The 24,988-nt window shown below is 73.6% G+C and carries 22 protein-coding genes; 10 read left to right on the top strand and 12 right to left on the bottom strand.

Annotated features, from left to right (window positions below; genetic code table 11):
• Positions 1 to 32 precede the first annotated feature (32 nt).
• Entirely contained in the window at positions 33 to 932 is a 900-nt protein-coding gene (locus OG447_RS19270; RefSeq protein ID WP_266938040.1) for a hypothetical protein, read from the bottom strand.
• A gap of 256 nt (positions 933 to 1,188) precedes the next feature.
• Positions 1,189 to 2,694, bottom strand: coding sequence for a hypothetical protein (locus tag OG447_RS19265; protein ID WP_266938039.1), 1,506 nt, complete (start codon positions 2,692 to 2,694; stop codon positions 1,189 to 1,191).
• A gap of 115 nt (positions 2,695 to 2,809) precedes the next feature.
• On the opposite strand from OG447_RS19265, the gene OG447_RS19260 reads away from it, so the two are divergent.
• Genes OG447_RS19260 through OG447_RS19250 form a run of 3 tightly spaced genes read left to right on the top strand, consistent with a single transcriptional unit; the run spans position 2,810 to position 5,089 of the window.
• Entirely contained in the window at positions 2,810 to 3,604 is a 795-nt protein-coding gene (locus OG447_RS19260) for a LamB/YcsF family protein (protein WP_266938942.1), read from the top strand.
• Positions 3,605 to 3,612: 8 nt separating this feature from the next.
• A complete protein-coding gene (locus OG447_RS19255) occupies positions 3,613 to 4,233 on the top strand; it encodes an allophanate hydrolase subunit 1 (RefSeq protein ID WP_266938941.1) in 621 nt (206 codons plus the stop codon).
• Positions 4,226 to 5,089: a biotin-dependent carboxyltransferase family protein gene (locus tag OG447_RS19250; RefSeq protein ID WP_266938038.1), complete on the top strand. Its 864-nt coding sequence runs from the start codon at positions 4,226 to 4,228 to the stop codon at positions 5,087 to 5,089. Before OG447_RS19255 ends, OG447_RS19250 begins: the two co-directional genes overlap by 8 nt.
• Positions 5,090 to 5,617: 528 nt before the next feature.
• Here the strand turns inward: OG447_RS19250 and OG447_RS19245 are convergent.
• Together OG447_RS19245 and OG447_RS19240 are read right to left on the bottom strand one after the other, a co-directional pair.
• Positions 5,618 to 7,015 (bottom strand): HEAT repeat domain-containing protein, encoded by a 1,398-nt coding sequence (locus tag OG447_RS19245; RefSeq protein WP_266938037.1) that lies wholly within the window; start codon positions 7,013 to 7,015, stop codon positions 5,618 to 5,620.
• A gap of 333 nt (positions 7,016 to 7,348) precedes the next feature.
• The gene (locus OG447_RS19240) at positions 7,349 to 7,765 is read right to left on the bottom strand and encodes an ankyrin repeat domain-containing protein (RefSeq protein ID WP_266938035.1); all 417 of its coding nucleotides are present in this window, start codon (positions 7,763 to 7,765) and stop codon (positions 7,349 to 7,351) included.
• A 315-nt stretch (positions 7,766 to 8,080) separates the two neighbouring features.
• On the opposite strand from OG447_RS19240, the gene OG447_RS19235 reads away from it, so the two are divergent.
• On the top strand, positions 8,081 to 8,275 hold the full coding sequence (locus OG447_RS19235) for a hypothetical protein (RefSeq protein ID WP_030031218.1): 195 nt from the start codon (positions 8,081 to 8,083) through the stop codon (positions 8,273 to 8,275).
• A gap of 71 nt (positions 8,276 to 8,346) precedes the next feature.
• Positions 8,347 to 9,978 carry an ATP-binding protein gene (locus tag OG447_RS19230; RefSeq protein ID WP_266938033.1) on the top strand — a complete coding sequence of 544 codons (1,632 nt, stop codon included), beginning with the start codon at positions 8,347 to 8,349 and terminating at the stop codon, positions 9,976 to 9,978.
• Positions 9,979 to 10,131: 153 nt separating this feature from the next.
• On the opposite strand, the gene OG447_RS19225 is transcribed toward OG447_RS19230, so the two are convergent.
• Positions 10,132 to 11,634, bottom strand: a complete 1,503-nt coding sequence (locus OG447_RS19225; RefSeq protein WP_266938031.1) for a PLP-dependent aminotransferase family protein — start codon at positions 11,632 to 11,634, stop codon at positions 10,132 to 10,134.
• Between the two features lie 179 nt (positions 11,635 to 11,813).
• Between OG447_RS19225 and OG447_RS19220 the strand changes: the two genes are divergently transcribed.
• The 3 genes from OG447_RS19220 to OG447_RS19210 all read left to right on the top strand — a co-directional run bounded on the left by OG447_RS19220 (position 11,814) and on the right by OG447_RS19210 (position 14,717).
• Positions 11,814 to 12,584, top strand: a complete 771-nt coding sequence (locus OG447_RS19220; protein ID WP_266938030.1) for a glycerophosphodiester phosphodiesterase — start codon at positions 11,814 to 11,816, stop codon at positions 12,582 to 12,584.
• A gap of 66 nt (positions 12,585 to 12,650) precedes the next feature.
• On the top strand, positions 12,651 to 14,030 hold the full coding sequence (locus tag OG447_RS19215; protein WP_266938028.1) for an MFS transporter: 1,380 nt from the start codon (positions 12,651 to 12,653) through the stop codon (positions 14,028 to 14,030).
• Between the two features lie 312 nt (positions 14,031 to 14,342).
• Positions 14,343 to 14,717: an RNA polymerase-binding protein RbpA gene (locus OG447_RS19210; protein ID WP_007262928.1), complete on the top strand. Its 375-nt coding sequence runs from the start codon at positions 14,343 to 14,345 to the stop codon at positions 14,715 to 14,717.
• Positions 14,718 to 14,833: 116 nt separating this feature from the next.
• Here OG447_RS19210 and fxsA read toward each other — a convergent pair whose 3' ends face one another.
• From fxsA to OG447_RS19190, 4 genes are all read right to left on the bottom strand, one after another.
• Entirely contained in the window at positions 14,834 to 15,427 is a 594-nt protein-coding gene (fxsA, locus tag OG447_RS19205; RefSeq protein ID WP_266938026.1) for an FxsA family membrane protein, read from the bottom strand.
• 115 nt (positions 15,428 to 15,542) lie between these two features.
• On the bottom strand, positions 15,543 to 16,316 hold the full coding sequence (locus OG447_RS19200; RefSeq protein ID WP_266938024.1) for a polyprenol monophosphomannose synthase: 774 nt from the start codon (positions 16,314 to 16,316) through the stop codon (positions 15,543 to 15,545).
• Positions 16,317 to 16,655: 339 nt separating this feature from the next.
• A complete protein-coding gene (locus OG447_RS19195) occupies positions 16,656 to 18,275 on the bottom strand; it encodes an amidohydrolase (RefSeq protein ID WP_266938023.1) in 1,620 nt (539 codons plus the stop codon).
• Between the two features lie 139 nt (positions 18,276 to 18,414).
• A complete protein-coding gene (locus OG447_RS19190; protein ID WP_164721043.1) occupies positions 18,415 to 18,855 on the bottom strand; it encodes an Lrp/AsnC family transcriptional regulator in 441 nt (146 codons plus the stop codon).
• 217 nt (positions 18,856 to 19,072) lie between these two features.
• Here OG447_RS19190 and OG447_RS19185 point away from each other — a divergent pair, with 217 nt between their 5' ends.
• The gene (locus OG447_RS19185) at positions 19,073 to 19,528 is read left to right on the top strand and encodes a hypothetical protein (protein ID WP_266938021.1); all 456 of its coding nucleotides are present in this window, start codon (positions 19,073 to 19,075) and stop codon (positions 19,526 to 19,528) included.
• Positions 19,529 to 19,537: 9 nt separating this feature from the next.
• Here the strand turns inward: OG447_RS19185 and OG447_RS19180 are convergent, their stop codons facing one another.
• The gene (locus OG447_RS19180) at positions 19,538 to 20,629 is read right to left on the bottom strand and encodes a phosphotransferase family protein (RefSeq protein ID WP_266938019.1); all 1,092 of its coding nucleotides are present in this window, start codon (positions 20,627 to 20,629) and stop codon (positions 19,538 to 19,540) included.
• A gap of 79 nt (positions 20,630 to 20,708) precedes the next feature.
• Positions 20,709 to 21,842, bottom strand: coding sequence for a hypothetical protein (locus OG447_RS19175; protein WP_266938018.1), 1,134 nt, complete (start codon positions 21,840 to 21,842; stop codon positions 20,709 to 20,711).
• A 1,599-nt stretch (positions 21,843 to 23,441) separates the two neighbouring features.
• Between OG447_RS19175 and OG447_RS19170 the strand changes: the two genes are divergently transcribed.
• Positions 23,442 to 23,678, top strand: a complete 237-nt coding sequence (locus OG447_RS19170) for a hypothetical protein (RefSeq protein ID WP_266938016.1) — start codon at positions 23,442 to 23,444, stop codon at positions 23,676 to 23,678.
• Between the two features lie 13 nt (positions 23,679 to 23,691).
• On the opposite strand, the gene OG447_RS19165 is transcribed toward OG447_RS19170, so the two are convergent.
• On the bottom strand, positions 23,692 to 24,864 hold the full coding sequence (locus tag OG447_RS19165) for an acyl-CoA dehydrogenase family protein (RefSeq protein WP_266938014.1): 1,173 nt from the start codon (positions 24,862 to 24,864) through the stop codon (positions 23,692 to 23,694).
• Positions 24,865 to 24,988: the final 124 nt, after the last annotated feature.

Below are 24,988 nucleotides of genomic sequence, written 5' to 3'. Positions count from 1 at the left end.
CTGGGTGAGGCAGGGGGTACGGGGATCAGGACTCAGGCGTGGAAGGGCAGTCCGGCGTCGGCGGCCAGCTCCAGGTCGTCGCCCTCGGGCGGCGGCAGGAGGGTGGCGGAGCCGTCGCTGACGGGGACCACGCCGAGTTCCAGGAGCTCGGCCATCGCCGCGCTGCCCGCCATGTCGCGGACCTGGAGCTGGTAGCGGGGGGTGGTGCGGTACGTGCCTCCTGCGTCGTCCCCGGTGCGCTGGAGGAAACCGGACTCGGTGAGGAAGGCGGCGGCCTTGCCGACGATGCCGGTGGTGGACCCGGCCAGGCGGCGGGCGTCCTTGGTGGCGCCGGTCGCGCTGCGGCGGGCGTAGACGCGCCAGGCGGCCTCCAGGCCGGGGGCGTCGGTGGCGGGGTCGGTGTTCTCGCCGAGCTCCTCGGCGCGCTCCTCCAGGCGGCGGCAGGTCTGGCGGACGAAGGCGTCGACGCCGTTGACGGTGACGCGGCCGATGTAGCCGTCGTCGGCGAGGTCCTCGGGGCGGGGGAAGGCGAGGGCCGCGACGGCCAGGTGCGCGAGGCCGTGCAGGAACCGGTCCGCGGAGTCGGCGGCGGTGCGGCGGGCGTAGTCGCCCATGCGGACGGCGAAGACGGAGTCCTCGCCGGCGGCGACGGCCATCCCCGCGCGGGGGGACACCTCCAGGACGACGAGGCCGAGGCCGGTGGCGACGGCGTCGGCGAGCCGGCCGAAGGCGGGCTCCTCGCGGTAGCGGCGCAGCAGCTCGGCGTACTCGGCGTCGCGGGCGGGGAGCAGCTTGGGCTGGAGCCCGAACGCGACGAGCCGGGCCGCGTCCGCGGCGTCGGCGGGGGTCAGCGCCGGGTTCGCCGCCGCGACGGGGGTGGCGGGAGCCGCGGGCTCGCTCCACGCGGGGTGCTCGGCGTGGTGGTCGCTCACGGGTACGTCTCCTCGGCGGTGCGGGCGGTGCGGGTGGTACGGGTGGGTTCGCTGCGTGGTGGTGCGGCGGCTTCGGCGGCGGCCGGGTCCTGTCCAGCGGGGGCAAGCTCCCGCGCCGCACGATTCAGCCTCGCCGGCGTGTGAGGCGCTGGGTCTGGGGCGGCGCCCCGGGAAGCCCGGCTCCGCCGGGCACCGGTCTCCGCCCGGACCCGCGCCTCAAACGCCGGCGAGGCTGAAGCGGCCGGGAAGACGCCGGTCATGACGCCTCCGCGCGGTCGGCGGCCATGCCGGCGGCGTCCAGCAGGGCCGTGCCGACGATCAGGTCGGCTCCGCCGAATTCGGGGTCGTCGAGGGAGGTGCCGTCGTCCACGGCGAAGAGCAGCCGCTCCTCGCCCTGGCGGTACGCCGTGCCCACGGCCGGGCTCGCCGCGTGGACGGCGAGCAGGGCCACCAGGTACGGCAGTTCGGGGTCCGTGCGGCGGGCTTCGGCGAGGAGGCCGGACAGGCGGCGCGGCGCGTCGTGCGGGAGGTTCAGCAGCTCCGTCGCGACGGCGAGCTGCTCCTCGCTGAAGCGGCTGTCGTCCGGCGTGGCGATGAGGTCCGGCTCGGGCATCTCCGCGCCGAGGTGCTCCCGCTCCACGGGCGGGGTCAGCAGGATCTCGACGAGATCGGCGACCCGGACGGAGACGGGGGTGCGCAGTCCCGCGCCGGAGGCGAAGAAGGCGTCGGTGACCCGGCCGGCCTGGGCGAGGGGCAGCGGCAGGAGCGGGGCGACGAGCTGCCCGTACAGGTCGATGCCGGAGCGCGGCGCGGGGGCCGCGAAGGCCTGCCGGTCCTGTTCGGCGCGGAAGAGCGGGCCGGCGTCGAGCAGCCGGGACTGGAGCTGGGTGTGGCGGCGGATGCAGTCCTTGACGATGTCGACCAGTTCGGCGGCGCGCCGCTTGTTCTCCGGCTCCTCCGCCTCGTCGCGCGCCTTGCGGATGTTGGTGAGGATCGCGTTCTCGTGGCGGTAGCGGTCGGCGACGTGGTCGAGAGCTTCCGCGATCATGTCGGGGACGGCCTGGAGCCAGTCCACCGCCCGGACGTTGCGCCGGGTCGCGTCCAGGGTGCGGCGCAGGGTTTCGGCGTACTGGACGGTCCGGTAGCGGGCCTGCTCCGCGGCGAGCTGGGCGTCGGCGAGCCGGCCGCGGCTGATCAGCACCTCGAGCTTGACCTCGGCGGCGATCTGCGCGCTGGTGACGTCGGTGTCGAGGGCGCCGACGAGGACGTTGACGGCCTCGTCGGTGGTGCGCAGGTAGACGGTGCCGCCGGGGCCCGGGACCTCCTCGATGAGCTTGAAGTCGTAGTCGCGGCGGACGTAGACCCCGTCCGGGCCGAAGGTGCCGTAGATCGCGCGGAAGCCGCGGTCCACGCTGCCGACGTTGATCAGGTTCTCCAGCACCCAGCGGGCCACCCGCTCGTGCTCGGCCGCCGGGCGGGACGGCGCCTGGGCGGCGACGCGAGGCAGCAGCCTGGCCACTATCTGCTCGTGGTCCGCGCCCGTGTCGAAGTCCATGTTGAGGGTGACCAGGTCGATCGCGGCCAGCGCGACCTCCGCCATCGCGTAGACCCCGTACTCGCCCGCCAGATTGGCCTTGCGTACGTCGAGGTCGTGCAGCGGGGCGGTGCAGGCAAGGGCGCGCAGCCGCCGGGCCAGGCCCTCGTCGGCGGCCGGGCCCGGCGCCGGGGACGGAAGGGTCTTCGCCGGGGCGGGGAGAGTCACGGACAAAGACTAGGCGCTGACCCTGACAACAACCCAAACGGCACGGTTCGGCCGGATCGTCCCGGCCTCTAGGGAGACGGTGCGTTCGCTGTTCTACGCTCGCCGCATGGCTTCCATGATCACACCCGCGGCCGGTCCCGGGCCCGCCGTCCCGACCGACCTGAACGCCGACCTCGGCGAGGGGTTCGGCCGCTGGACGCTGACCGACGACGAGGCGCTGCTGTCCGTCGTCACGAGCGCCAACGTGGCCTGCGGCTTCCACGCCGGGGACCCGTCCATCATGCGCCGGGTATGCGAGCTGGCCGCCGAGCGGGGGGTGCGGATCGGCGCGCAGGTCTCCTACCGGGACCTGGCGGGCTTCGGGCGGCGTTCCATGGACGTGCCGCCGGACGAGCTGGCGGACGAGGTGGCCTACCAGATCGGGGCGTTGGAGGTCTTCGCGCGCGCGGCCGGCTCCCGGGTGTCGTACGTGAAACCGCACGGCGCGCTCTACAACCGCACCGTGCACGACGCGGGCCAGGCCGCCGCGGTGGTCGCGGGGGTGCGCGTGGCCGCCGGTGCGGCCGGCCTGCCGGTACTGGGCCTGCCGGGGTCGCTGCTGCTCTCGGCCGCCGCCGAGGCCGGGCTGGCCCCCGTACCCGAGGCCTTCGCCGACCGGGCGTACACGGCGGGCGGGACGCTGGTGCCGCGCGGCGAGCCGGGTGCGGTGCTGCACGATCCGGACGCCGTCGTCGCGCGGGCCGTACGGATGGCCGCCCACGGCGTGGTGACGGCCTCCGACGGGTCGCTGGTGCCCGTGGCCGCGCGTTCCCTGTGCCTGCACGGGGACACCCCGGGGGCCGCGGGCCTCGCGCTGCGGGTGCGCGGGGCGCTGGAGGCGGCCGGGGTCCGGGTGGAGGCGTTCGCGTGAGCCTGCGGATGCGCGCCTTGCCCGTGGGGGCCGAGGGGCTGCTGATCGAGCTGGGGTCGGCCGCGGACGTGGCGGCGCTGCACGCCGAGGTGCTGCGCCGGCGGGACGCGGGCGAGCTGGGCGGCGTACGGGACGTGGTGCCCGCGGCCCGGACCGTACTGCTGGACGGCGTACCCGATCCGGGGGCGCTGGCGGCCCGGATCGCGGGCTGGGAGGTGCCGCCGCTCGCGGAGACGGAGGGGCCGCTGGTGACCGTGCCGGTGCGCTACGACGGGCCGGACCTCGCGGAGGTGGCGGGGCTGTGGGGGGTGCCGGTCCCTGAGGTCGCGGGCATCGTCGGCGGCATCGTCTTCCGGGTGGCCTTCTGCGGGTTCGCGCCCGGCTTCGGCTATCTGACGGGCCTGCCGGAACACCTCCACCTGCCCCGGCGGGACACGCCCCGGCCGGCTGTTCCGGCGGGCTCGCTGGCGCTGGCGGGCGAGTACGCGGGCGTGTACCCGCGTTCCTCCCCCGGCGGCTGGCAGCTGATCGGGTCCACCCGGGCGGTGCTCTGGGACCCGTCGCGGGAACCGGCGGCGCTGTTCGCGCCGGGGGTACGGGTGCGGTTCGAGGAGGAGGGCCATGAGTGAGCTGCTGGTGCTCCGGCCGGGTGCGCTGACCACGGTCCAGGACCTGGGGCGGCCGGGCCACGCGCACCTGGGGGTGCCCCGCTCGGGAGCGCTGGACACGGGGGCCTACGCGCTGGCCAACCGGCTGCTCGGCAATCCGCCGGACGCGGCGGCGCTGGAGACGACCCTGGACGGGGTGGGGCTCCGGGCACTGGCGGCGGTGACGGTGGCGGTCACGGGCGCGCCCTGCGCGGTACGGGTGGACGGGCGGCCCGCGCCCTGGGGAGCCCCGGTCCGGCTGCGGGCAGGGGCGGAGCTCGACGTCGGCCGGGCGGAGTCGGGGCTGCGCGGCTACGTCGCGGTGCGGGGCGGCCTCGACGTCCCGCCGGTGCTGGGCAGTCGCTCGACGGACCTGCTGTCGGGGCTGGGGCCGGCCGTCGTGGCGGCCGGGGCCGTGTTGCCTGTGGGGCGGCCGGGGCCGGATCCCGTATGCGGGGCGGATGAGCTGCGGGTGCCGGGGGCACCGGGGGAACTGGTGCTGCCGGTGCGGCTGGGGCCGCGGGCGGACTGGTTCACGCCCGCTTCGCTGGCGGGCCTGTGGCGGGCGCGGTTCCGGGTGTCGGCGATGTCCAACCGGATCGGCCTGCGCACGGAGGCGGGGGCCCCGCTGGTGCGCGGGCGGCCCGGTGAACTGCCGAGCGAGGGCATGGTCCTGGGCGCGGTCCAGGTGCCGCCGGACGGGCTGCCGGTGGTGTTCCTGGCCGACCACCCGGTGACGGGCGGCTACCCGGTGGTGGGCGTGGTCGCGGCGGCGGCCCTGGACGCGGCGGCGCAGGCCCGGCCGGGCATCCCGCTGAGGTTCGTACCGGCCCGCTGAGCGCGGGGCTTGGCGTCTGCGGCGCCGTTGCACGGGGCTCCGCCCCGGACCCCGCGCCTCAATCGCCGGCGGGGCTGGGTTTGGCCTTGGCCCTGGCGGGGGCTTGGCGGGGTGTGGGTCGGGGTCGCTCCGGAGCGTCTCCTCGGCTCGCGCACTGAGCCCCCGCTACGAAAGCCCGGCCTGGGTTGCGCGCTCGTCCTGCGGGGACTCTCCTGCGCGACCCCGCCCCACGCCCAGGCTCCGGAAGCGGAAGCCGTGGCGGAGGGGAGTGGGGACGCGCAGGGTTGTCCCCGCAGGACGAGCGCGCAACCTGGGCCGATGGCGTCGGGTCGGGCTCAGTGCGCGAGCCGAGGAGACAACCCGGAGCGGCCCCGCGCACCGACCCCACCGACCAGGCCACCTGCGCAGGGGCGAAGCCAGGGCCAAATCCAGCCCCGCCGGCGATTGAGGCGCGGGGTCTGGGGCGGAGCCCCAGGGGCCCGGCCGCAGCCGAGCCTTACACCGCCGAGCCGCCCGCAGGACAGGCGGCTACACCGCCGACTCCGGCGCTATCCGGCTCCGCACCGCCGACTGCACTTCTTCCTCCTCCGCCGGATCGGCGGCAAGGCGGCGGAGTCTCGGCGCGACACGGGCGTCGGCCGTCTCCGCGTGGTGGGCGGCCACCTCGCGGGTGGTCTCCTCGCAGTCCCAGAGGCATTCGACGGCGAAGCCCGCCGCGAAGGTGGGGTCCGTGCTGGCGAGGGCGCGCGCCGCTCGGCCGCGCAGGTGGGACGAGGCCGTCTCGCGGTAGATGTGCCTCAGTACGGGCGCGGCGCAGCCGATGGCGAGCCGGCCCGCTCCGTCGACGAGGGCGAACAGCCGCTGGGTGTCGGGGCCGGCGCCGCGGACCGTGGAGCGCAGGGCGCCCAGCACGAGTCCGGCGTCCCCGGCCCCGCCCCGGGCGGCCAGGGTGGCCGCGGCGGCCGCGCCCAGGGCGTCGGGGCGGTGGATCCAGCGCCGGGCCCGGTCGACGGCGGCGGGGCCGCACATGCGCTCGTAGGCGGCCACGGCGGGCTCGTCGGCGGCGGCTTCGATGAGGTCCAGCACGGCCGGGTTCTCCGGTTCGGCGAGGACCAGGTGGTGCAGGGCGGTGGCGCGGGCGGCCTCGCCGGAGGCTCCGGCGGCGGCCGCGAGGATGGCGGGGCGGTCCTCGGGTGCGGCCACGGCGGCGAGGCAGCGTGCGGCGGGCACGTGCAGCGGGGTGCCGCGGCGCAGCCCGTCGGCGGCCCAGTCGAAGACGGCCTGGACGCCCCAGCCGGGCCGGGGGCCGCTCGGGGTCAGCTGGCGTTGCCAGCGGTCGAAGGACCCCTGTTGGCGGGCGGCGCGCAGCCGCTCCCCGTACTCCGGCGACTCCTCCCACAGGCACCACGGGCGGGGTTCGTACGCGTCGCGGACGGCGGCGGCCAGCCGCGCCTCGCCCTCCGCCGTGGCGGGGAAGCGGGCGATGACGGGCGCGGCCAGGGAGCGCAGTCCCTCGTCGTCGTCGCGCAGGGCGAGCTCGTCGAGGGCCCAGGCCCAGTTCGCGCCGGAGGCGGCGTACCGGCGCAGCAGCATCAGGGCGTCGTCGCGGCCGTACGAGGCCAGGTGGCCCAGCACGGACAGCGCGAGGCCCGTCCGGTGGTCCTCGTCGTCGAGGAGGTCCTCGGAGCAGAAGAGGTGGGCCTCGATCTCGCCGAGGGGGCCGTCGAGGTCCAGGTACAGCCGGGCGTAGTACAAGGAGCGGTTCTCGACCTGCCAGTCCTGACGCGGGTCGCGGAGCACGCACCGGTCGAGGGCCTCCAGGGCCTCCGCACGGGGCGCCGCCAGGGCGTGCAGCGTGCCGTCGCCGCGGCCCCGCTGGAGGAGCCCGAGCAGGGTGCCGCTAGGCGCTATGACTGGTTCGAACATGGGAATGGCCTCAAATCAAGCTGGGGACGCAACCGGGAATCGGAATTCACAGGGCCGCGTAACAGCATGCGAGGACGTCCGCCGTCGTGTTCCGCTCGATGTAGACCATTGCCTTCTCACTCTCGTCGGTGCTTCTCGGCCAGGGCGGCGGTCCCCCGGCAGGAGTGGGGGTCGGACACCCGTTGTGTCCTGCCCGCTCCTGCCCGTCCGCCCTGTCCGCGAATCGAATCCGACGCCATGATGACCCAGCCGGTTTGTGCGCCGCGACCACATTTACGGCCGCCGTGACCAGACTGTGAGGTCTGTACCGGTCAGAGCCCGGCAAAAAGCGGACTACTTGGCTCCGAAGAGTTCCAGCAGGTCGGCCTTTGCGAACATGCGCGCCGTGTCCACGGCGGAGGGGGTTCCGGCGTTCGGATCGGCCCCTCCGGCGAGCAGTGCGCGGATGACGGCCTCCTCGCCCTTGAAGACGGCTCCGGCGAGCGGGGTCTGCCCGCGGTCGTTGGCGCGGTCGGCCTCGGCGCCGTGCGCGAGCAGCACCGTGACGGCCTCGGCGTGGCCGTGGTAGGCGGCCAGCATCACGAGGGTGTCGCCGCGGTCGTTGGTGAGGTCGGCCGGGACTCCGGCGTCGAGGTACGCGGCGAGCGTCTGGGCCTCGCCCTGGCGGGCCAGGTCGAAGATCTTGGTGGCCAGCTCGATGACGTCCTCGTCGGGGCCTTCCGGAGAGGTGCCTTCGGTGTGCTCGCTCATCGTTACCGCCTTTCGCTCGCTGCTCGCATGGCCCGCCCCGATGACCCGTCCCCGGGCCGGAAGGCGGGCAGGGGGATGCACGGCACTGCGTCCGTACGGGTGAATCGCCAGAGTAGCGCCCGGGCCTGGACATGCCGGGGCCGGGCCGAGGCAAAGATCACCCTTGCCCCCTTCGCGCCCGACGCGCCAGCCGGGGTGAGCCGGTCAAGTGAAAAACGGCCGCGTTCACCCGTATGCACCTTTTGTCGCATTGATACTTCCTGTGAGCCTGGAACAACTGATGGTGACTGTCCCCACCCACCAGGAGAAATGCTCATGGTCCTGTCCATCTCAGGTGTCGTCCTGCTCGGCATCATCTGCTTCCTGTTCTTCAAGAAGGACGGGATGAAGCTGACGCACGCGTTCGTCTGCTCGCTCTTCGGCTTCTTCCTGGCCGGCTCCGCCATCGCCCCCAGCATCACCGCGAGCACCGCGAGCCTCGCGAGCCTTCTCGGCGGGATCAAGCTCTAGCCGCGGCCCCGCACACGGACACCCAGCCCCACCCGAAGCACCCGTCACACCCACAACTCCAGGAGACGCCCGTGGCCCGGCGCCCACTTCCCCGCATCCTCAGCAGCGGCACCACGTCGCTGGCACGGGGCCGCGACCTCGCTCGCACGGCCGCCGACAGCGCCACGGACGTCCTCCATCCGCTCCTCACCATCGGACGCGGCCTGCGCGTCCTGGCCTCGGCCGGGCGGCGCAAATGGGCCGAGACCCCCAAGGACAAGCGTGGTCCCGCGCTGTTCCTGGGGGCCGCCTGCGTCCTCGTGGTCGCGCTCGTTCCCTACGGACCGCTCCTCGCCCTGATCACGGTCATGGCGGCGGCGGCCTGGCAGGGACGCGACCGCACCCCGGCGAAGACCGGGCCCAGCGATGCCGAGACCGAACGGCTCGGCTCCCTCTACGAAGCCCTCGTGCCGTACTTCTCCATCCCGGAGGACCCCAATCCGCTCTTCGCCCACGGCGGGGACTGGGAGAAGGCCTTCAGCGGCTACGAGTTCGACGAGGCGGGCCGCGTCACCCGGCTGCGCATCCGCTACCCGGCCTACTTCACCGATGGCGAGGCCGCTTCACGGGCCCGGATCGAGACATTGCTGCACGCCAAGTCCGGGCGCGGACGGGAGTATCTCTTCGACTGGGACGAGGAGGGCAACCAGCTCGACCTGAGTGTGCTGGCGGCGCTGCCGACGGGCATCGCCGCCCAGCCGTTCGTGACCTCGCCCGGCGAGACCGTGCTCGGCTTCACCGACGCGGGCACCGTCCAGCGGACCCTGCCCGTCCTGGACTGCGGGGAGCCCCGCGACGTGCCGCCGGTGCTCTGGCGCACCGGCCCCCGCTCCACCGAACCGCACCTGCTCGCCGTCGGCCTGCCCGGCAGCGGCACGTCCACCCTGCTGCGCTCGATCGCCCTCCAGGCCCTGCGGCACGGGGGCGACGTACTGATCGTCGAGGGCGGCGGCAGCGGCGAGTACGCCTGCCTGGCCGGCCGCACCGGCGTCCTCGCCGTGGAATGCGGGCCGACCGGGGCGCTGTCCACCCTGGAATGGGCCGCCCAGGAGACCGAGCGGCGGCTCGTCGCCACCCACCGGGCCCGCGAGGCGGGCCGCCCGGCGCCCGACGACACCCGCCGACCGCTGTGGATCCTGCTCGACCGGCCGAGCGTGCTCACCCATCTCGCGGCCGCCGACGGCCGCCCCGACCCGCTCGCCCAGCTCCAGGTGCCGCTGCGGCACGGCCGGGCCGCGCACATCACGGTGGTCGTGGCCGAACAGTTCGAGCACCTGGAACTGCTGGGCGACGCCGTCTGGCAGCACACCCGGGCCCGGGTCGTCCTCGGGCCGGCCGCGATCCAGCAGATCTCCGACGTCCTCGGCCTGCCTCCGCACACCACGCCGACCGCCCAGGTCCCGCCGGGCCGCGGGTACGCCCGGCTCGGCACCGGCCCGGTGCACCGGCTCCAGGTGCCCGCCACTCCGGACCCGTACGACGACGCCACGCACCCCGGGTTCCGCCAGGCCGTACTGGACCTGCTGCCGGAACGGCTCGCGCCCGGCGGGGGCGGTCGGCGGGGCCAGGGCCCCGTCACGCCAGCCAAGCCTGTGCAGCCACCCGCTCAGGGTTCGGCGATCGACGCCTCGGAGCTCCCGGAAGTGGCGGCCGAAGCACCGTAGCCCTGGGGCGGGGCCGGTGCCGGGACGGGGTGCCGTCCGGGACTCATGATTTATGGCGCCCTGTCCGGGCTTCGTCGGCGCGGGCCGATACCGCGCCAACAAATCACGTTCTACGTCCCGGACAACACCCCGTCCCGTCCCCGGCCCCTGGGGTTACGCCACGAAGGTGCGCGGCGGTTCCGCCCCGCTGCCCCCCGCACCCGTGCCGACCAGCCGGGCCGCCGCCGCCAGCCGGGCGGCGGCCTCCTCGGCCACCGGCCCGCCCACGGTGAAGGGCAGCCGGACGTAGCCCTCGAAGGCCCCGTCCACGCCGAACCGCGGCCCCGAGGGGACCCGTACGCCGACCCGCTCCCCCACCTCGGCCAGCCGGGAGCCGGAGAGCCCGCCCGCACGGGCCCACAGGGTCAGCCCGCCCCGCGGAACCTCGAACTCCCAGTCCGGCAGCTCCCGGCGCACCGCCGCGACCAGCGCGTCCCGGTTCTCCCGGGCCTGCTCCCGGCGGATCCCGACGGCCTCCTGCCAGCCCCCGGTCCGCATCAGCCAGTTCACCGCGAGCTGTTCGAGCACCGGGGTGCCCAGGTCGGCGTAGGCCCGCGCGGCGACCAGGCTCCGGATGACGTCCGGGGCGGCGCGGACCCAGCCGATCCGCATGCCCGCCCAGAAGGCCTTGCTGGCGGAGCCCACGGTGATCACCGTGCTGCCGGACGGGTCGAAGGAACAGACCGGCCGCGGCATGGCCAGCTCCGGATCCAGCTGGAGTTCGGCCATGGTCTCGTCCACGACCAGGACCGTCCCGGCCGAACGGGCGGCCTCGACCATGGCCCGGCGCTGCTCCTCGGAGGCCAGCGCCCCGGTCGGGTTGTGGAAGTCGGCGACGACGTAGGCGAGGCGGGGGGCCGAGTCGCGCAGCACCTGCCGCCAGACGTCCATGTCCCAGCCGGCCAGCCCGTCGGCCATCGCGACGGGAACCAGGCGGACCCCGGCGGCGCGCATGAGCTGGAGGATGTTGGCGTAGGAGGGCGACTCGACGGCGATCCGCTCCCCGCGCCCGGCGAAGAGGCTGCAGATGGCGTCGATGGCGCCCATCGCACCGGTGGTGACCATGATCTGCTCGGGCATCGTGGGGATGCCCTGCTCGGTGTAGCGGTCGGCCAGCATCCGGCGCAGCGCGGGCAGGCCGGCCGGGTAGTCCCCGTGGGTGTGCGCGTACGGAGCCAGTTCCTCCAGCGCGCCCTGGACGGCCTTGGTGAGCCAGGGCTCGGGGGCGGGCAGGGCGGCGCAGCCGAGGTCGATCATCGAGCCGAGGGACTCGGGCGGCAGCGGTTCCAGGCCGCGGGCCGGCAGCGGGTTCCCGGCCGGTACGGAGGTCCAGCTGCCGGCGCCCCGGCGGGACTCCAGGAAGCCCTCCCCGCGCAGCGCCTCGTAGGCGGCGGCGACGGTGGTGCGGCTGAGGGAGAGGGCGACGGCCAGCTCCCGCTCGGCGGGGAGCCGCGCGGCGACCGGGACGCGGCCCTCCAGGACGAGCAGCCGGATCCCGTCGGCGAGGGTGCGGTACGCGGGCGCCTTGCGGGCGCCGGGCACGGCAGGCCGGTCCTGCTGGGAGGCGATGAGGCGGGCGAGCTGCGCGGCACCGACCGCCGAGGTCCATTCGGCCATTGCGTGCGGTCCACCTTCGTCGAATTGGCCCCGGCAGGTCGCGTCGGGGGCCCGGATTGGATTGAGGTCTTCCGCACAGACTGTCACGCGCCAGTCCACTTCCACCAGGGCGCTGCCGGCCCCCGCGTGCCGCCCACCCACGCGATGCCCCGGCGCGCGGCGCGGGGGATACTGCCGCCGTGACGCACGTACGCCTTCGCCACCCGTATCTGGACCACCCGGCTCCGATCCCCTTCGCGCACCGGGGCGGTGCCGCGGACGGGCTGGAGAACACCGCCGCCGCCTTCCACCGGGCCGCCTCGGCCGGCTACCGCTACTTCGAGACCGATGTGCACGCCACGGCCGACGGCAAGCTGGTGGCCTTCCACGACGCGACCCTGGACCGGGTCACCGACGGACGGGGGCGCATCCGCGAGCTGCCGTGGAGCCGCGTCCGCGAGGCCCGGGTGGCGGGTACCGAACCGCTGCCGCTCTTCGACGAGCTGCTGGACGAGTTCCCGGACGCCCGCTGGAACATCGACGTCAAGGCCGAGTCGGCGCTGCACCCGCTGGTCGACCTGATCGCCCGGCGCGGGCTCTGGGACCGGGTCTGCGTGGGCTCCTTCTCGGAGAGCCGGGTGGCCCGGGCCCAGAAGATCGCCGGCCCGCGGCTGGCGACCTCGTACGGCGTGCGCGGGGTGGTCGGCCTGCGGCTGCGCTCGTACGCGATCCCCGCGGCGCTGCGCGTCGGGGCGGTGGCGGCGCAGGTTCCGGAGACGCAGGCGGGCATCCGCGTGGTCGACGGCAGGTTCGTGCGCACCGCGCACGCGCGGGGGCTCCAGGTGCACGTGTGGACCGTGAACGAACCGGAACGCATGGAGGCTCTGCTCGACCTGGGTGTCGATGGCATCATGACCGACCGGATCGACATCTTGCGCACGGTGCTGGACCGGCGCGGCGCCTGGGCCTGACACGCCTTCGGCCGGCCGCCCCGGACCGGCGGTGGTGCGGTACGGGGACCAACGAGGGGGCACCGAATGAGTGCGCAGACGACAGACGAGGCGGATCCCGGGGCGGAGGACGGCAGATCGGCCACCGCGGCTGCCGCACGCAAACGGGAGCAGCGGGGCTGGTACTTCTACGACTTCGCCGTGTCCGTGTACTCGGCCAGTGTGCTCACGGTGTTCCTCGGGCCGTACCTGACCTCGGTGGCCAAGGCCGCCGCGGACGCCGAGGGCTTCGTGCACCCGCTGGGCATCCCGGTGCGGGCCGGCTCCTTCTACGCGTACTCGGTCTCGGCCTCGGTGATCCTGGCGGTGCTGCTCATGCCGCTGGCGGGTGCGGTCGCGGACCGGACCGGGCGCAAGAAGCCGCTGCTGGCGGTGGCGGCGTACGTCGGGGCCACCGCGACGGCCGGGATGTTCTTCCTGGGCGGCGAGCGCTATCTGCTGGGCGGACTGCTGCTGATCGTGGCGAACGCCGCGCTGTCGGTCTCGATGGTGCTCTACAACGCCTACCTGCCGCAGATCTCCACGCCCGAGGAGCGGGACACGGTCTCCTCGCGGGGCTGGGCCTTCGGCTACACCGCGGGCTCGCTGATGCTGGTGGTGAACCTGGTCCTGTACACGGGCCACGACTCCTTCGGCCTGACCGAGGGCGAGGCCGTGCGGATCTGCCTGGCCTCGGCGGGCCTGTGGTGGGGGGCCTTCGCGCTGATCCCGCTGCGCAGGCTGCGGGACCGGGCCGTGGTCCACGAGGCGGGGGCGGGGCCGGCCGTCAGCGGCTGGAAGCAGCTCGTCGCCACGCTGAAGGACATGCGGCGCTACCCGCTGACCCTGTCGTTCCTGCTGGCGTACCTGATCTACAACGACGGCGTGCAGACGGTGATCTCCCAGGCCTCCATCTACGGCTCGGAGGAGCTGGAGCTGGACCAGTCCACGCTGATCGCGGCGGTGCTGCTGGTGCAGGTCCTGGCGGTGGCGGGCGCGCTGGGGATGGGCCGGCTGGCCCGGATCTACGGTGCGAAGCGGACGATCCTGGGCTCGCTGGTGGCGTGGGGGGTGACGCTGGCGGTCGGATACTTCCTGCCCGCCCGGACCCCGGTGTGGTTCTTCGCACTCGCCGCGATGATCGGGCTGGTGCTGGGCGGCAGCCAGGCGCTGTCGCGCTCGCTGTTCTCGCACCTGGTCCCGGCGGGCAAGGAGGCCGAGTACTTCTCGGCGTACGAGCTGAGCGACCGCGGGCTGAGCTGGGTGGGACCGCTAGTGTTCGGCCTGACCTACCAGCTCACGGGCAGCTACCGGGACGCGATCATCTCGTTGGTGGCCTTCTTCGCACTGGGTTTCGTGCTCCTCGCGCGAGTGCCGATGCGAGAGGCGGTGAAGGCGGCAGGCAATCCTGTACCCGAGCGGCTCTGAGCCTGCCCGGAGCGCGCGCCCGACCCGGACCTGCGAACGAATTCCGAACGAATTTAGACGTTGAAGCAAAGGGCCGGTAGTGTACGCCTTTGGCCTGCCAGGCGGACCGTTACTGCGCGCTCAAGAAGCGTGGACGTTGGGTGACATCTGCTGCCAGATGTGACAAAACGGGCACTGGTGGGTACAACAAGGGGCGGCACGACGGGCGACGCGTGACCCGGAGCGGGAATCTATACCGCCGACCGGACGTTGACCGGATGACGACGACAGCGACACCTGTCCTGTGGGCGACAAGCCCGGGAGGCACGATTCATGAGTGAGCGAGCTCTCCGCGGTACGCGCCTCGTGGTTACCAGCTACGAGACGGACCGCGGCATCGATCTGGCCCCGCGCCAGGCGGTGGAGTACGCATGCCAGAACGGACATCGATTTGAGATGCCGTTCTCGGTTGAGGCAGAAATTCCGCCGGAGTGGGAGTGCAAGGCGTGCGGCGCCATGGCACTCCTGGTGGACGGGGACGGGCCCGAAGAGAAGAAGGGCAAGCCTGCGCGAACGCACTGGGACATGCTCATGGAGCGGCGCACCCGCGAGGAGCTGGAGGAAGTGCTTGCCGAGAGGCTTGCGGTCCTTCGTTCCGGCGCCATGAACATTGCCGTGCATCCGCGGGACAGCCGCAAGTCCGCCTGACAGCCGGACGACAGCACAAGCCGAGGGGCCCCGCCACACAGTGTGTGGCGGGGCCCCTCGGCTTTTCTCGTCGTGTTCGCCGTACCGGCTTCGCCGTTCGGTGCTCGCCTGCTCGCCTAGGGGGCGAGCGGCGGGCGGTAGCCGGTGTCCGGCTGCTGCGGCCCTTCCGGCCGGTCCTCGCGGATGACCTCACCCTGGACGACCTTGCCGTCGGGGTAGCGGATACGGGCCTGCTGGAAGGCGTCGCCGAAGCTGCCGGCGGGCGCCGAGGCCATCTTCCGCTCCAGCGAGCGGGCCGCCCGGCGGCCGATCCAGGACCGGACCGGCGGGAGCAGGCAGAGCAGGCCGGCCACGTCGGAGAGCAGGCCCGGCATGATCAGCAGGAGTCCCGCCAGCATGGTCAGGCCATTGCCCTGGCCGGGCTGCTGCGGGGTGGGCTGCTGCCCCTGCTGAGCCTGCTGGAAGGTTTCCGCCAGGTTCTTGAAGGCACGCCGCCCGGCCCGCTTGATGACCACCACGCCGAGCACCATCGCGCCCGCGAGCAGCAGGGCGACGGTCAGCCCGCCGGCCGCGCCGGCGACCAGGCTGAGCAGCCAGATCTCCAGGATCAGCCAGGCGGCGACCGCGAGGGGAAGGAACGTACGGGCGGGCGAGCGCCGCCGGGGGGCCGTCGAAGTGCCCTTCCCAAGGGATCCAGTGCCGGTCGTCATGACACCCAGTGTGCCTGGGTCCGCGTAAGAACGACCTCAGCCGGAGGTACCGGGCGACCCCTAGGGGGTGTCCGGAGCCTTCTGGCAGCGGGTGTCCGGGGCCTCTGGGCGCGGGTCAGGCCTTGGCCGGGCCCTTGCCCGTCAGCTTGGCGACCTGGGCCTTGACGCCCCACTGGGTGACCCGCCACAGGGCCTCCACCACGATGTCCTTGCTCATCTTGCTGTCGCCGAACTCGCGCTCCACGAACGTGATGGGCACCTCCACCACGCGGAAGCCCTTCTGGACCGCCCGGCGCGCCAGGTCCACCTGGAAGCAGTAGCCCGCGGAGGCCACCTCTTCCAGGCCCAGCCCCTCGAGGGTCTCGCGGCGGAAGGCACGGTAACCGCCGGTCACGTCCCGGATCGGGACGCCCAGCATCAGCCGGGAGTACGTCGACCCGCCGCGCGAGAGGATCTCACGGCTCTTGGGCCAGTTCACGACACGGCCGCCCGGCACCCAGCGGGAGCCCAGGACCAGGTCCGCCCCGGCCAGCGCGGTGAGCAGCCGGGGCAGCTCCTCCGGTTGGTGGGAGCCGTCGGCGTCCATCTCCACGATGACGCCGTAGCCGTTCTCCAGGCCCCAGGCGAAGCCCGCCAGGTAGGCGGCGCCGAGGCCTTCCTTGCCCTTGCGGTGCAGTACGTGCACGTGGTCGTCACCGGCCGCCAGCTCGTCCGCCAGCTTGCCCGTGCCGTCGGGGCTGTTGTCGTCGGCGACGAGGATGTGGGCCTCGGGCACTGCCGCGCGGACACGGCCGACGATCAGCCCGATGTTCTCCGCCTCGTTGTAGGTCGGAATGATCACCAAGGCTGTACCGAGCGGTCCGTAGCTCTGCTGTCCGCCGTCGCTCACTGAGTCCCCTTTAGGTATTCCTGTTCGTCCTGCACGTCCTGTCACAGTGGATGATTTTAGAACAGCGATCGGGGCCCGCGGTCCTTCGGGCCGGTCAGGCGCTCGCTGGCTGCGGACCGCCCTGACCGTTGTCTACTGGACCGCCGGGCCCCGACCTGGGGCACCACCCTCCCCCAGGCTCCTTCGGAGCAGGGGGGACCCCCAACCGGCGAAACCTTCCCTCGCCCCCGAGGCGCGGGCGCGCTGAGCAGACGGATCCATCCGGCACGGACGTCCTGTGGTGGACCCGGCCGAACCTATCCGGGTCCGGCCGCCCGTACCGAACCGAGGCCGACCGCATCACCCCTGTGGGCGTACGAATACCTCCCGCCCGCCGACCACCGTCGCCAGGCACACCGGCAGTTCCGCGCCGGGGCTCAGATCGGGCAGCCCGGGGGTGCCGGAGCGGGGGTCGGTGGACCAGCGGGCGACCCGGTCGTCGGGCGCCTGGACGACCAGTTCCGAGGTCCGCCAGACGGCGTAGTCGGCCGGGGCGCCGGGGACCAGGACGCCCGCGTCGTCACGGCCGATGGCCCGCCAGCCGCCGCGGGTGTGGGCCGTGAAGGCCGCCCGTACGGAGACCCGGTGCTCGGGCGTGCGGTGGAAGGCGGCGGCGCGCACGGCCCCCCAGGGGTCCAGCGGGGTCACGGGCGCGTCCGAGCCGAAGGCCAGTGGTACACCGGCCTTGAGCATGGCGGCGTACGGGTTGAGGGTGCGGGCCCGTTCGGCGCCCAGCCGGTCCGCGTACATGCCCTCCTCGCCGCCCCAGGCGGCGTCGAAGGCCGGCTGCACGGAAGCGGTCAGGCCGAACTCCGCGAAGGCCGCGATCGTGGCGGGGGTCATCATCTCGGCGTGCTCCACCCGGTGGCGGGCCGCGCGGACCCGGGCCAGGCCCACCTTCTCGGCGGCCGCCCGGACGCCCTCCACGACCGCGGTGATCGCGGCGTCGCCGATGGCGTGGAAGCCGGCCTGGAGGCCCGCCTCGGTGCAGGCCGCCACGTGTTCCCCCACCGCCTGGGCGTCGAGGTAGCCGGTGCCGGTGTGGGCCGCGTCCGCGTACGGGCTGTGCAGGCAGGCGGTGTGCGAGCCGAGGGCCCCGTCGACGAAGAGGTCACCGGCCGCCCCGATGGCTCCCAGCTCCTTGACCCGGTCGAGGTCCCGGTCGGCCCAGTACCCGAAGACGCGCGGCCCGGGCCGCTCCCCGGCCAGGTCCAGCAGGGCCGTGAAGTCCTCGGCGGAGGAGATGCCGGGCCCGCCGCACTCGTGCACGGAGCCGATCCCGAGGGAGGCCGCCCGGTCGAGTGCGGCCCGCTGGGCCTCGGCGCGCTGAGCGGGGGTGACGGCGGCCAGGGCGGCCGCGCGGACGGCGTGGTGGGCGTCGCGGGTCAGCGGCTCGTCGCCGTCGGTGCCCACACCCGGGACGAGGTCGAGCAGGGCGGTGGTGACCACGGCCGAGTGCACGTCGATGCGGCTGAGGTAGAGCGGACGGCCACCGGCCGCCCGGTCCAGCTCCTCGCGGCGCGGGGCCCGGCGCTCGGGCCAGCGGGCGGCGTCCCAGCCGTGCCCGAGGAGCACCCGGTCGGCCGGCCGGCTCGCGGCGTACGCGCGGACTAGCTCCAGCGCGGCGGGCAGGGAGCGGGCACCGGAGAGGTCCAGGCCGGTCAGCGCGAGGCCGGCCGAGGTGGTGTGGACGTGGGCGTCGGTGAAGGCGGGCGTGACGAGCGCCCCGCCGAGGTCGACGACCTCGTCCACCCCTTGCGCGAAGGCGTCGGCCGCGCCCTCGGAGCCGACCCAGGCGACGTGGCCGCGCTCGACCACCATCGCGGTGGCGAAGGGGTCGGCGGGGCTGTGGACCTCTCCTCCGCGCAGGAGGACGGTACGGGTGGGGTCGCTGGGGGCGGGGATCGCGCGCTCGGTCATGCGGACCAGTTTCGCGTGTCCGCCGGGCGCGCGTGGACGCGGGTGCCGGGGGCCCGGCCCGGGGGGCCGCCGGACGGAGCCCGGCGCGGCCGAGCGGTGCGAGGGGCGGGGGGCGAGGGGTGAGGTACGCGGAAAGGATTCAGACGCGGGGCGGGCGGGCCTCGTACGGGGTGGACAGGACCACGGTCGTACGGGTCGAGACGTGGGCGAGAGCGCGCAGGCGGCCCAGGAGGTCTTCCAGCTCCAGGGGGCTGGCCACGCGCACCTTGAGGATGTAGTTCTCGTCGCCCGCGACGCTGTGGCAGGCCTCGATCTCGGGGACGCCCGCCAGCCGGTCGGCGATGTCGTCCGGGGCGCTCGGGTCGAACGGTTTGACCGAGATGAAGGCGGTCAGCGGCAGGCCGACGGCCTCGGGGTCGACGACGGCCGCGTAGCCGCGGATCACCCCGCGCTGTTCCAGACGGCGTACTCGCTGGTGGACGGCCGACGTGGACAGGCCGGTGGCCTTGCCCAGGTCCGTGTAGCTCATCCGGCCGTCCCGCACGAGCAGATCCACGATCTGGCGGTCCAGCTCCTCCATTGCGCTCATAGCCGCTCAACCTAAGGCCCAAGGGCGCTCCAGGCCCAGTGCTGTCCACCCACTGGTGGCATCTGCGGCAGGCATGTGACCAAAGCCACAAGGGTATACCGGCGTACGGCGGCCTGTTGTGGTTACTCGTGCCGCGCGACGGGAAGTGCTTGCTGTGGCCGAGGCCGAAGAAACTGCCCGCCCGGCCCACCCAAGGGGGAGTACATCCATGCTGAACACCAAGCGCGCCGGTCGCATCGAACCGGAGCCCCTGGAACCTCTCGAATCCGAGGACGACGACTACCTCGGAACCCTCGAGGACGCCGAAGGGTTCGAGATCCACCACGCGATCTGCCCCGACTGCGGCCAGTCGATCGCCCTCGTCGCGGACGAGGAGTACCTGCCGCAGCACGCGCTCTGCCTGACCCCGTGGAACCCCTTCGGGCTCACGGTGTGCGCCGGCACCGGTCGGCCCGCCAGCGACGCGCTGCCCACCGTGGGCGTCCTCCAGCCCGAGGAGGAGGCCGCGGAGCCCGACCCCGTCGTCCTGCTGACCCTGCCCCAGGGGCTGGACTGGCGCACGCAGCCCTTCTCGCACGTGGGCGGTCCGGGCTCGCGTCCGGTCCGCGTGACGAGCCCCGTGCTGCTGCCGCAGACGCGGCAGCAGCACGCGCAGGCCGCCTGACCCGCGCCGCTACCAGTACGTGCCCTGCACCATGGCAGCCAGGCTGGCATGGTGCAGGATCAGGCTGTCCGGGTCCGCCGGGACCTCCACCTCGCCGAAGTGCGCCTGCCGGTAGGCGATGCGCAGCATCACGATGCCGTGCCGCAGGGCCGCGTAGAGGGTGTGGAACTCCATGTCGCGCGGGGCGTGCCCGGTGAGTTCGGCGTACCGGCGTTCCAGGTCCTCGCGGCGCAGGAAGTCCGGCAGGCCGGGCTGGCCGAAGCCGACGGTGAGGTCCTGGAAGAAGCAGTGGAGGTAGACGGTCCAGCCGAGGTCGACCTCGCGGGGGGCGTAGCCGGCCATCTCCCAGTCCAGGACGGCGACCGGGGTGAACCCGTCGTAGATGACGTTACCGATGCGGGCGTCACCCCAGTTGAGGACGGCCGGGCCCTCGTCCGCCGGCCACAGCTCCTCCAGGCGGGCGAAGGCCCGCTCGAGGAGCGGCGACGGGGCGAGCCCGTCCACCACCCAGGAGTAGTAGGCGCGTTGGGCGTCCACGTGGCGGCGCAGCGGGGTGCCCTCGCCCTCGGGGAGCAGGAACTCCGCTTCCTTGCCCGGGAACTGGTCGTGGAGTCGGGCGAGCAGCGCGATGCTGGCTTCCTGGAGTTCGGCGCGTTCGGCGTCGGTCGCGGAGTGCAGCCAGTTGCCCTCGTAGGTGTAAGGCATGACATCGGGCGGAACGCGGCCTTCGGCGCGGGCCATCACGAAGAACGGCGCCCCGAGCGGGCCCGGGTCCTCCTCCAGCCACAGCACGCGCGGGACCGGCAGGTCCGTGTGCTGGGCGACCAGGCTCATCACCCGGTGCTGGCGCGGCATGTCGTAGGCCGGGAAGACGGTGTAGGCGGCCGGATCGGCGGCGAGGCGCAACGCGCAGGCGCGGACCGGGGCTTCGGGGTGCTCCAGGTCGAAGAGCAGGGTCTCGCTGGACATGCCGTTGGATCCGGGGACGGACACGTTGGTGACCTCCGCGCCGGGAAGTTCGGTGCCCAGCCAGGCGGCGAGGCGCCGGCCGAGCTCCTCGGGCTCTCGGGTGGAGGTGCGCGGACGAGGTGCGGTGGCCATGGATGAGCCCCTTTCCTACTGGCTGGTTCGGACTGGTTCCTGGTGCTTTCCCTGTGCTTCCTACGGGCCCTACTGGTACCTACTGGGCGACGGAGGAGTAGTCGGCGAAGCCGCTGGGGTCGTGTCGGCCGAAGCTGCCGTGCTCGAAGATGCCGTGGCCGGTCTGCCCGTCGAGGGTGAAGCGGGCCGAGTGGTCGGTGACGCCGAAGGCGGCCATGGGGTGGGCCGCGGGGTCGGACAGGTCGTAGACGCGGCGGTCGGTCCAGCCCCGGCCCTGCCAGGTGCCGTGCTGCCAGTCGGCCGCGGGCGGGTATCCGGCGCCGACGGCGAGCGGGGAGGAGTTCAGGATCTCCACGCCGAGTTCGAGGGGCTTGCGAGAGGGGTCGGTGAGGTGCACGACGGCGCTCTCGGGGTGCCGGCCGCCGGGGCGGTAGCGGATCTCGGTGTGCGGCCAGCCGAGCTGGACGTCGTGGCGGCCGCTGCCTTCGGGGAAGACCTGCACGGCCTCGTTCAGGGTCCGGTGGCCGTCCGCGTCCTCCTGGGCTATGACCATGACGAACCGGTCCTCGAAGCGGACCGGGATCCAGAGCCAGTGGAAGCCCTCGGGGCGGTACTCCTCGGCGGCCCGGCCCCCGTCCTCCCCCGGGATCGGCCGCACACCCCAACTGCGGTCCCGGGTCCCCGTCCACTCCCCCGGGGTGAGCGTGAACTCCTCGCCCTTGGCCCGGATACTGCCGGTGACCTGGCCGGCCTGGACGAAGCGGCGGCCCTCCAGGATGAGGCGGTCGCCGCGCCGCTGGACATGGTGGGGCTCCCAGACGGCGGGGAACTCGGCGGTCCAGGTGATGTCGTACGAGAGCCCGTGCGGGTCGCCCGGGTCGGCCGCGCAGCGCAGGGTGAGCTGCTTGAGGGGGACGTCGACGGTGATGGACAGCGGCCCCACGGAGAGGTTCATCCGGTCGTCGCCGAGGGCGTCGGAGGCCCGGACGGCGAGGAGTTCCTCGCCGATCCGGAGGGTGGCGTAGGCGTCTATGACTCCGGCGTTGGGGTATACCCCGAGGCCGAGGATGAGAACGGCGCGGCCGGCGTGGTCGAAGACGTGGAAGATGCACCGGTCGTAGGCGTTGCGGTCGCCACTGACGACGTGCTTCATCGACAAGGGAGCCTGGTGGATGGGGTATTCATCAAGCGCGACGGGCCGGTCGGCGGACATGGCGAACCTCCTGGAGGGGGTGACGTGGGGCGACGGGGCGACGACGGGGCGACGGGGCGGGCGGATGGCCGGGGGATGACCGGGTGGGTGGATGGCCGGGGGGCGGGCCGGGCCGGTGGGCGGGATGGCCGGTGGGCGGGATGGCCGGTGGGCGAGTGACGGGTGGCCGGGTGGGCCAGGTGAGTAGATGTGACGGTACGTCAGAAATGCTGACCGGGACCAGAGTTCTGGCACAACCTGACAGCCCGACACGAATGGCCGAGGCGGTGGCTTCGGGGGCCTGTTACCCGTGAGGCCCATCAGAGAGGGTTTGGGGGCTTCCCGTCAGTCCCATCGTCTTGCCGTGTCGGGCCGGCCCCTCAAGGGCGCTCACTGCGTTCGCGTCGCTTCGCGATGGCCTTCGGCCACCCTTGACCGGCCGTCCCGCCCCGGAAAGACAGGACTGTCGGGAAGCCCCCAAAAAGACGGTTACCGGGGACCGATCCATGCACGGGGCCATCAGCGATGGGCGGCCCCGTTGCGGCGGCTTGCCGGAGCGAGACCCCGACCAGACCCCCGGCGGGAGCGGGGGCGCGTCAGATCGCTACATGCGTCTCATTTCTCGGCGTCTGCCACCCGTCTGTGGCTGGGCATAGGCCGCCACCGGTCCGGTGGGTGGCTGAGGTGAGCCGGCGTCGACCAGCCGAGTGTGGGATGAACGCAAGCCGCCCACGACCGGACGACGGGAGCGCGAAGGGGCGCCTGCCGGCCGTCGCGGGTCGTGAAAGGGGCGTCCACCGGCCGTCCGGAGGTCGGAGAGGGCCCCTGACGGCCGTCCGGAGCGGGAAAAGCGCCCTGACGGAGTCTGATGCCGGATTTCTCGGTCTCTCACTCCGGTAAGACGTCATCCGCGCCCCAACCGGCCGCCAAATAGAGACAAACTACCCGCTGACGCGTGGCGGGAGACGGGTGACTGGTCGTGGGCGGCTTATGTCCGACCACCGGCGACCGGCAGACGCCGTCCGGGAGAAGTGTGTAGCGATCTGTGGCGGCTTATGTCCAGCCACAGGCGGGTAGCAGACGCCAGACGGGAGAAGTGTGTAGCGATTCGATGCGCCCCCGCTTCCGGCCCCCATCTCACCGCTGTCTGGTGGTGGGTGGCCGTACCCGCGCCCCCGGCGTCCTTCAGCTGGTGCGCGGGCCGGGCCTGGTCGTGCCCCCTGGGCACCCAGGCCGCCCATCCCTGGCCGCCCCGTCTATGGATCGGTCCCAGGTAACCGTTCTTTTGGGGGCTTCCCGACAGTCCTGTCTTTCCGGGGCGGGACGGCCGGTCAAGGGTGGCCGCAGGCCATCGCGAAGCGACGCGAACGCAGTGAGCGCCCTTGAGGGGCCGGCCCGACACGGCAAGACGATAGGACTGACGGGAAACCCCCAAACCATCCCTGATCAGGCCCCGCAGGCACATGGCCCCCGAAGCCCCCGCCCCACGCCCAAGATCCCGCCCCGCCACTCCCCGCCCCCCGAAGCCCCCACCCCCACCCCCATCCCCGGGGAACCTTCGAACGGATGGGCGGGGGTTGGGGGCGATTACCCCGTGCTGCGGTGGGGCGTTGGCCGGGCATGACCATGCTTCAGTCTTCAACGGGCCGACGGCGCCGCCCGGCGCAGCCGGGTTACGAAGAATCGGTTCAGCGTGAGCCCGGGCAGCAGAGCCAGGCCGCTGACCCGCCCATCTACCGTGCGCTGCTGGCCCGCTGGGCCGATGACGGGCGTACGCTGCCCGGCCGGCGGGACCCGGAGTGGGCCCGCCTCACCCGCTCCCCGGTCTGGCCCGCCGGCGGCAGCGGGCTCTACTAGCGCTGCGGCACCGTCAGCGGGTTTCCGGCCCCGCCAGGTGGCGGGCGATGACCATGCGCTGGATCTGGTTGGTGCCCTCGACGATCTGGAGCACCTTCGCCTCGCGCATCAGCCGCTCGACGGGGAAGTCCGCGGTGTACCCGTAGCCGCCGAGGATCTGGACGGCGTCCGTCGTGACGGCCATCGCCGCGTCGGTGCAGAACAGCTTGGCCATGGCGGCCTGCCGGGAGAACGGCTTGCCGGCGTCCCGCAGACGCGCCGCGGCGAGGTACAGGGCCCGGCCCGCCTCGATCTTGGTGGCCATGTCGGCCAGCATGAAGCGCAGCCCCTGGAAGTCCGCGATCGGGTGCCCGAACTGCTTGCGGTCCAGGGCGTACGTCACGGCCTCGTCGAGTGCGGCCTGGGCGACGCCGATGGCGCAGGCGGCGATGCCGAGGCGGCCCGCGTCCAGGGCGGCGAGGGCGATGGTGAAGCCCTGGCCCTCCTCGCCGATGCGGCGGGCGTCGGGCACCCGTACGCCGTCGAAGTGGAGCTGGGCGGTGGGCGAGCCCTTCATGCCCATCTTCTTCTCGGGGACGGCCGCGGTGAGGCCCTGCGCGTCGCCCGGGACCAGGAAGGCGGTGATGCCCTTGGGGCCCGCGGCGCCGGTGCGTGCGAGGACGGTGTAGAAGTCGGCGACTCCGCCGTGGGTGATCCAGGCCTTGGTGCCGGTGATCAGCCAGTCGTCGCCGTCGCGGACCGCCTTGGTGGTCAGCGAGGCGGCGTCGGAGCCCGCGGCGGGCTCGGAGAGGCAGTAGGCGCCGAGCAGGCCGCCGCCGAGCATGGCGGGCAGGTGGGCGCCCTGCTGCTCCTTGGTGCCGTATCCGGCGAGGCCGTGGCAGGCCAGCGAGTGCACGCTGACGCCGAGGCCGACGGTCAGGCGGGCCGCGGCGAGCTCTTCGAGGACCTGAAGGTAGACCTCGTAGGGCTGCTCGCCGCCGCCGAAGGCGCCGTCGTATGGGAGCCCGAGCAGGCCCGCCTCGGACAGCAGGGTGAAGATCTCGCGCGGGAACCGGCCGGAGTCCTCCTCCTCGGCGGCCCGGGGGCGGATCTCTCGCTGGGCGATCTCGCGTACGAGCGCGAGGAGGTCCCGGGACTCCTCGGTGGGCAGCTGACGGTCCACCGGCTGCGGGGCGCGGTCTGTCATGGCGGCGCTCTCCTCCCTCGTCGGGCACGGCGGCGACGCGTGAGGTGTGGGACGCGCCGCCGGGTCTCGGTGCTCTTACAGCCGATGGTGCCCTCCCGGGTTGCGGAAGGGCCTGTTCAGCGGC

This window comes from Streptomyces sp. NBC_01408, from assembly GCF_026340255.1.
In the GTDB taxonomy this organism is placed as follows: Bacteria; Actinomycetota; Actinomycetes; order Streptomycetales; family Streptomycetaceae; genus Streptomyces.
This window is presented reverse-complemented; position numbering and strand designations above follow the sequence as displayed.

Coding starts and splice junctions, on each gene's coding strand:
- OG447_RS19260 (WP_266938942.1), top strand. CDS start 2,810: ATGATCACACCCGCGGCCGGTCCCGGGCCCGCCGTCCCGACCGACCTG.
- OG447_RS19215 (WP_266938028.1), top strand. CDS start 12,651: ATGAGTGCGCAGACGACAGACGAGGCGGATCCCGGGGCGGAGGACGGC.
- OG447_RS19190 (WP_164721043.1), bottom strand. CDS start 18,855: ATGGAGGAGCTGGACCGCCAGATCGTGGATCTGCTCGTGCGGGACGGC.
- fxsA (WP_266938026.1), bottom strand. CDS start 15,427: ATGACGACCGGCACTGGATCCCTTGGGAAGGGCACTTCGACGGCCCCC.
- OG447_RS19235 (WP_030031218.1), top strand. CDS start 8,081: ATGGTCCTGTCCATCTCAGGTGTCGTCCTGCTCGGCATCATCTGCTTC.
- OG447_RS19165 (WP_266938014.1), bottom strand. CDS start 24,864: ATGACAGACCGCGCCCCGCAGCCGGTGGACCGTCAGCTGCCCACCGAG.
- OG447_RS19245 (WP_266938037.1), bottom strand. CDS start 7,015: ATGTTCGAACCAGTCATAGCGCCTAGCGGCACCCTGCTCGGGCTCCTC.
- OG447_RS19210 (WP_007262928.1), top strand. CDS start 14,343: ATGAGTGAGCGAGCTCTCCGCGGTACGCGCCTCGTGGTTACCAGCTAC.
- OG447_RS19180 (WP_266938019.1), bottom strand. CDS start 20,629: ATGGCCACCGCACCTCGTCCGCGCACCTCCACCCGAGAGCCCGAGGAG.
- OG447_RS19170 (WP_266938016.1), top strand. CDS start 23,442: ATGACCATGCTTCAGTCTTCAACGGGCCGACGGCGCCGCCCGGCGCAG.
- OG447_RS19255 (WP_266938941.1), top strand. CDS start 3,613: ATGCGCGCCTTGCCCGTGGGGGCCGAGGGGCTGCTGATCGAGCTGGGG.
- OG447_RS19240 (WP_266938035.1), bottom strand. CDS start 7,765: ATGAGCGAGCACACCGAAGGCACCTCTCCGGAAGGCCCCGACGAGGAC.
- OG447_RS19250 (WP_266938038.1), top strand. CDS start 4,226: ATGAGTGAGCTGCTGGTGCTCCGGCCGGGTGCGCTGACCACGGTCCAG.
- OG447_RS19175 (WP_266938018.1), bottom strand. CDS start 21,842: ATGTCCGCCGACCGGCCCGTCGCGCTTGATGAATACCCCATCCACCAG.
- OG447_RS19225 (WP_266938031.1), bottom strand. CDS start 11,634: ATGGCCGAATGGACCTCGGCGGTCGGTGCCGCGCAGCTCGCCCGCCTC.
- OG447_RS19195 (WP_266938023.1), bottom strand. CDS start 18,275: ATGACCGAGCGCGCGATCCCCGCCCCCAGCGACCCCACCCGTACCGTC.
- OG447_RS19185 (WP_266938021.1), top strand. CDS start 19,073: ATGCTGAACACCAAGCGCGCCGGTCGCATCGAACCGGAGCCCCTGGAA.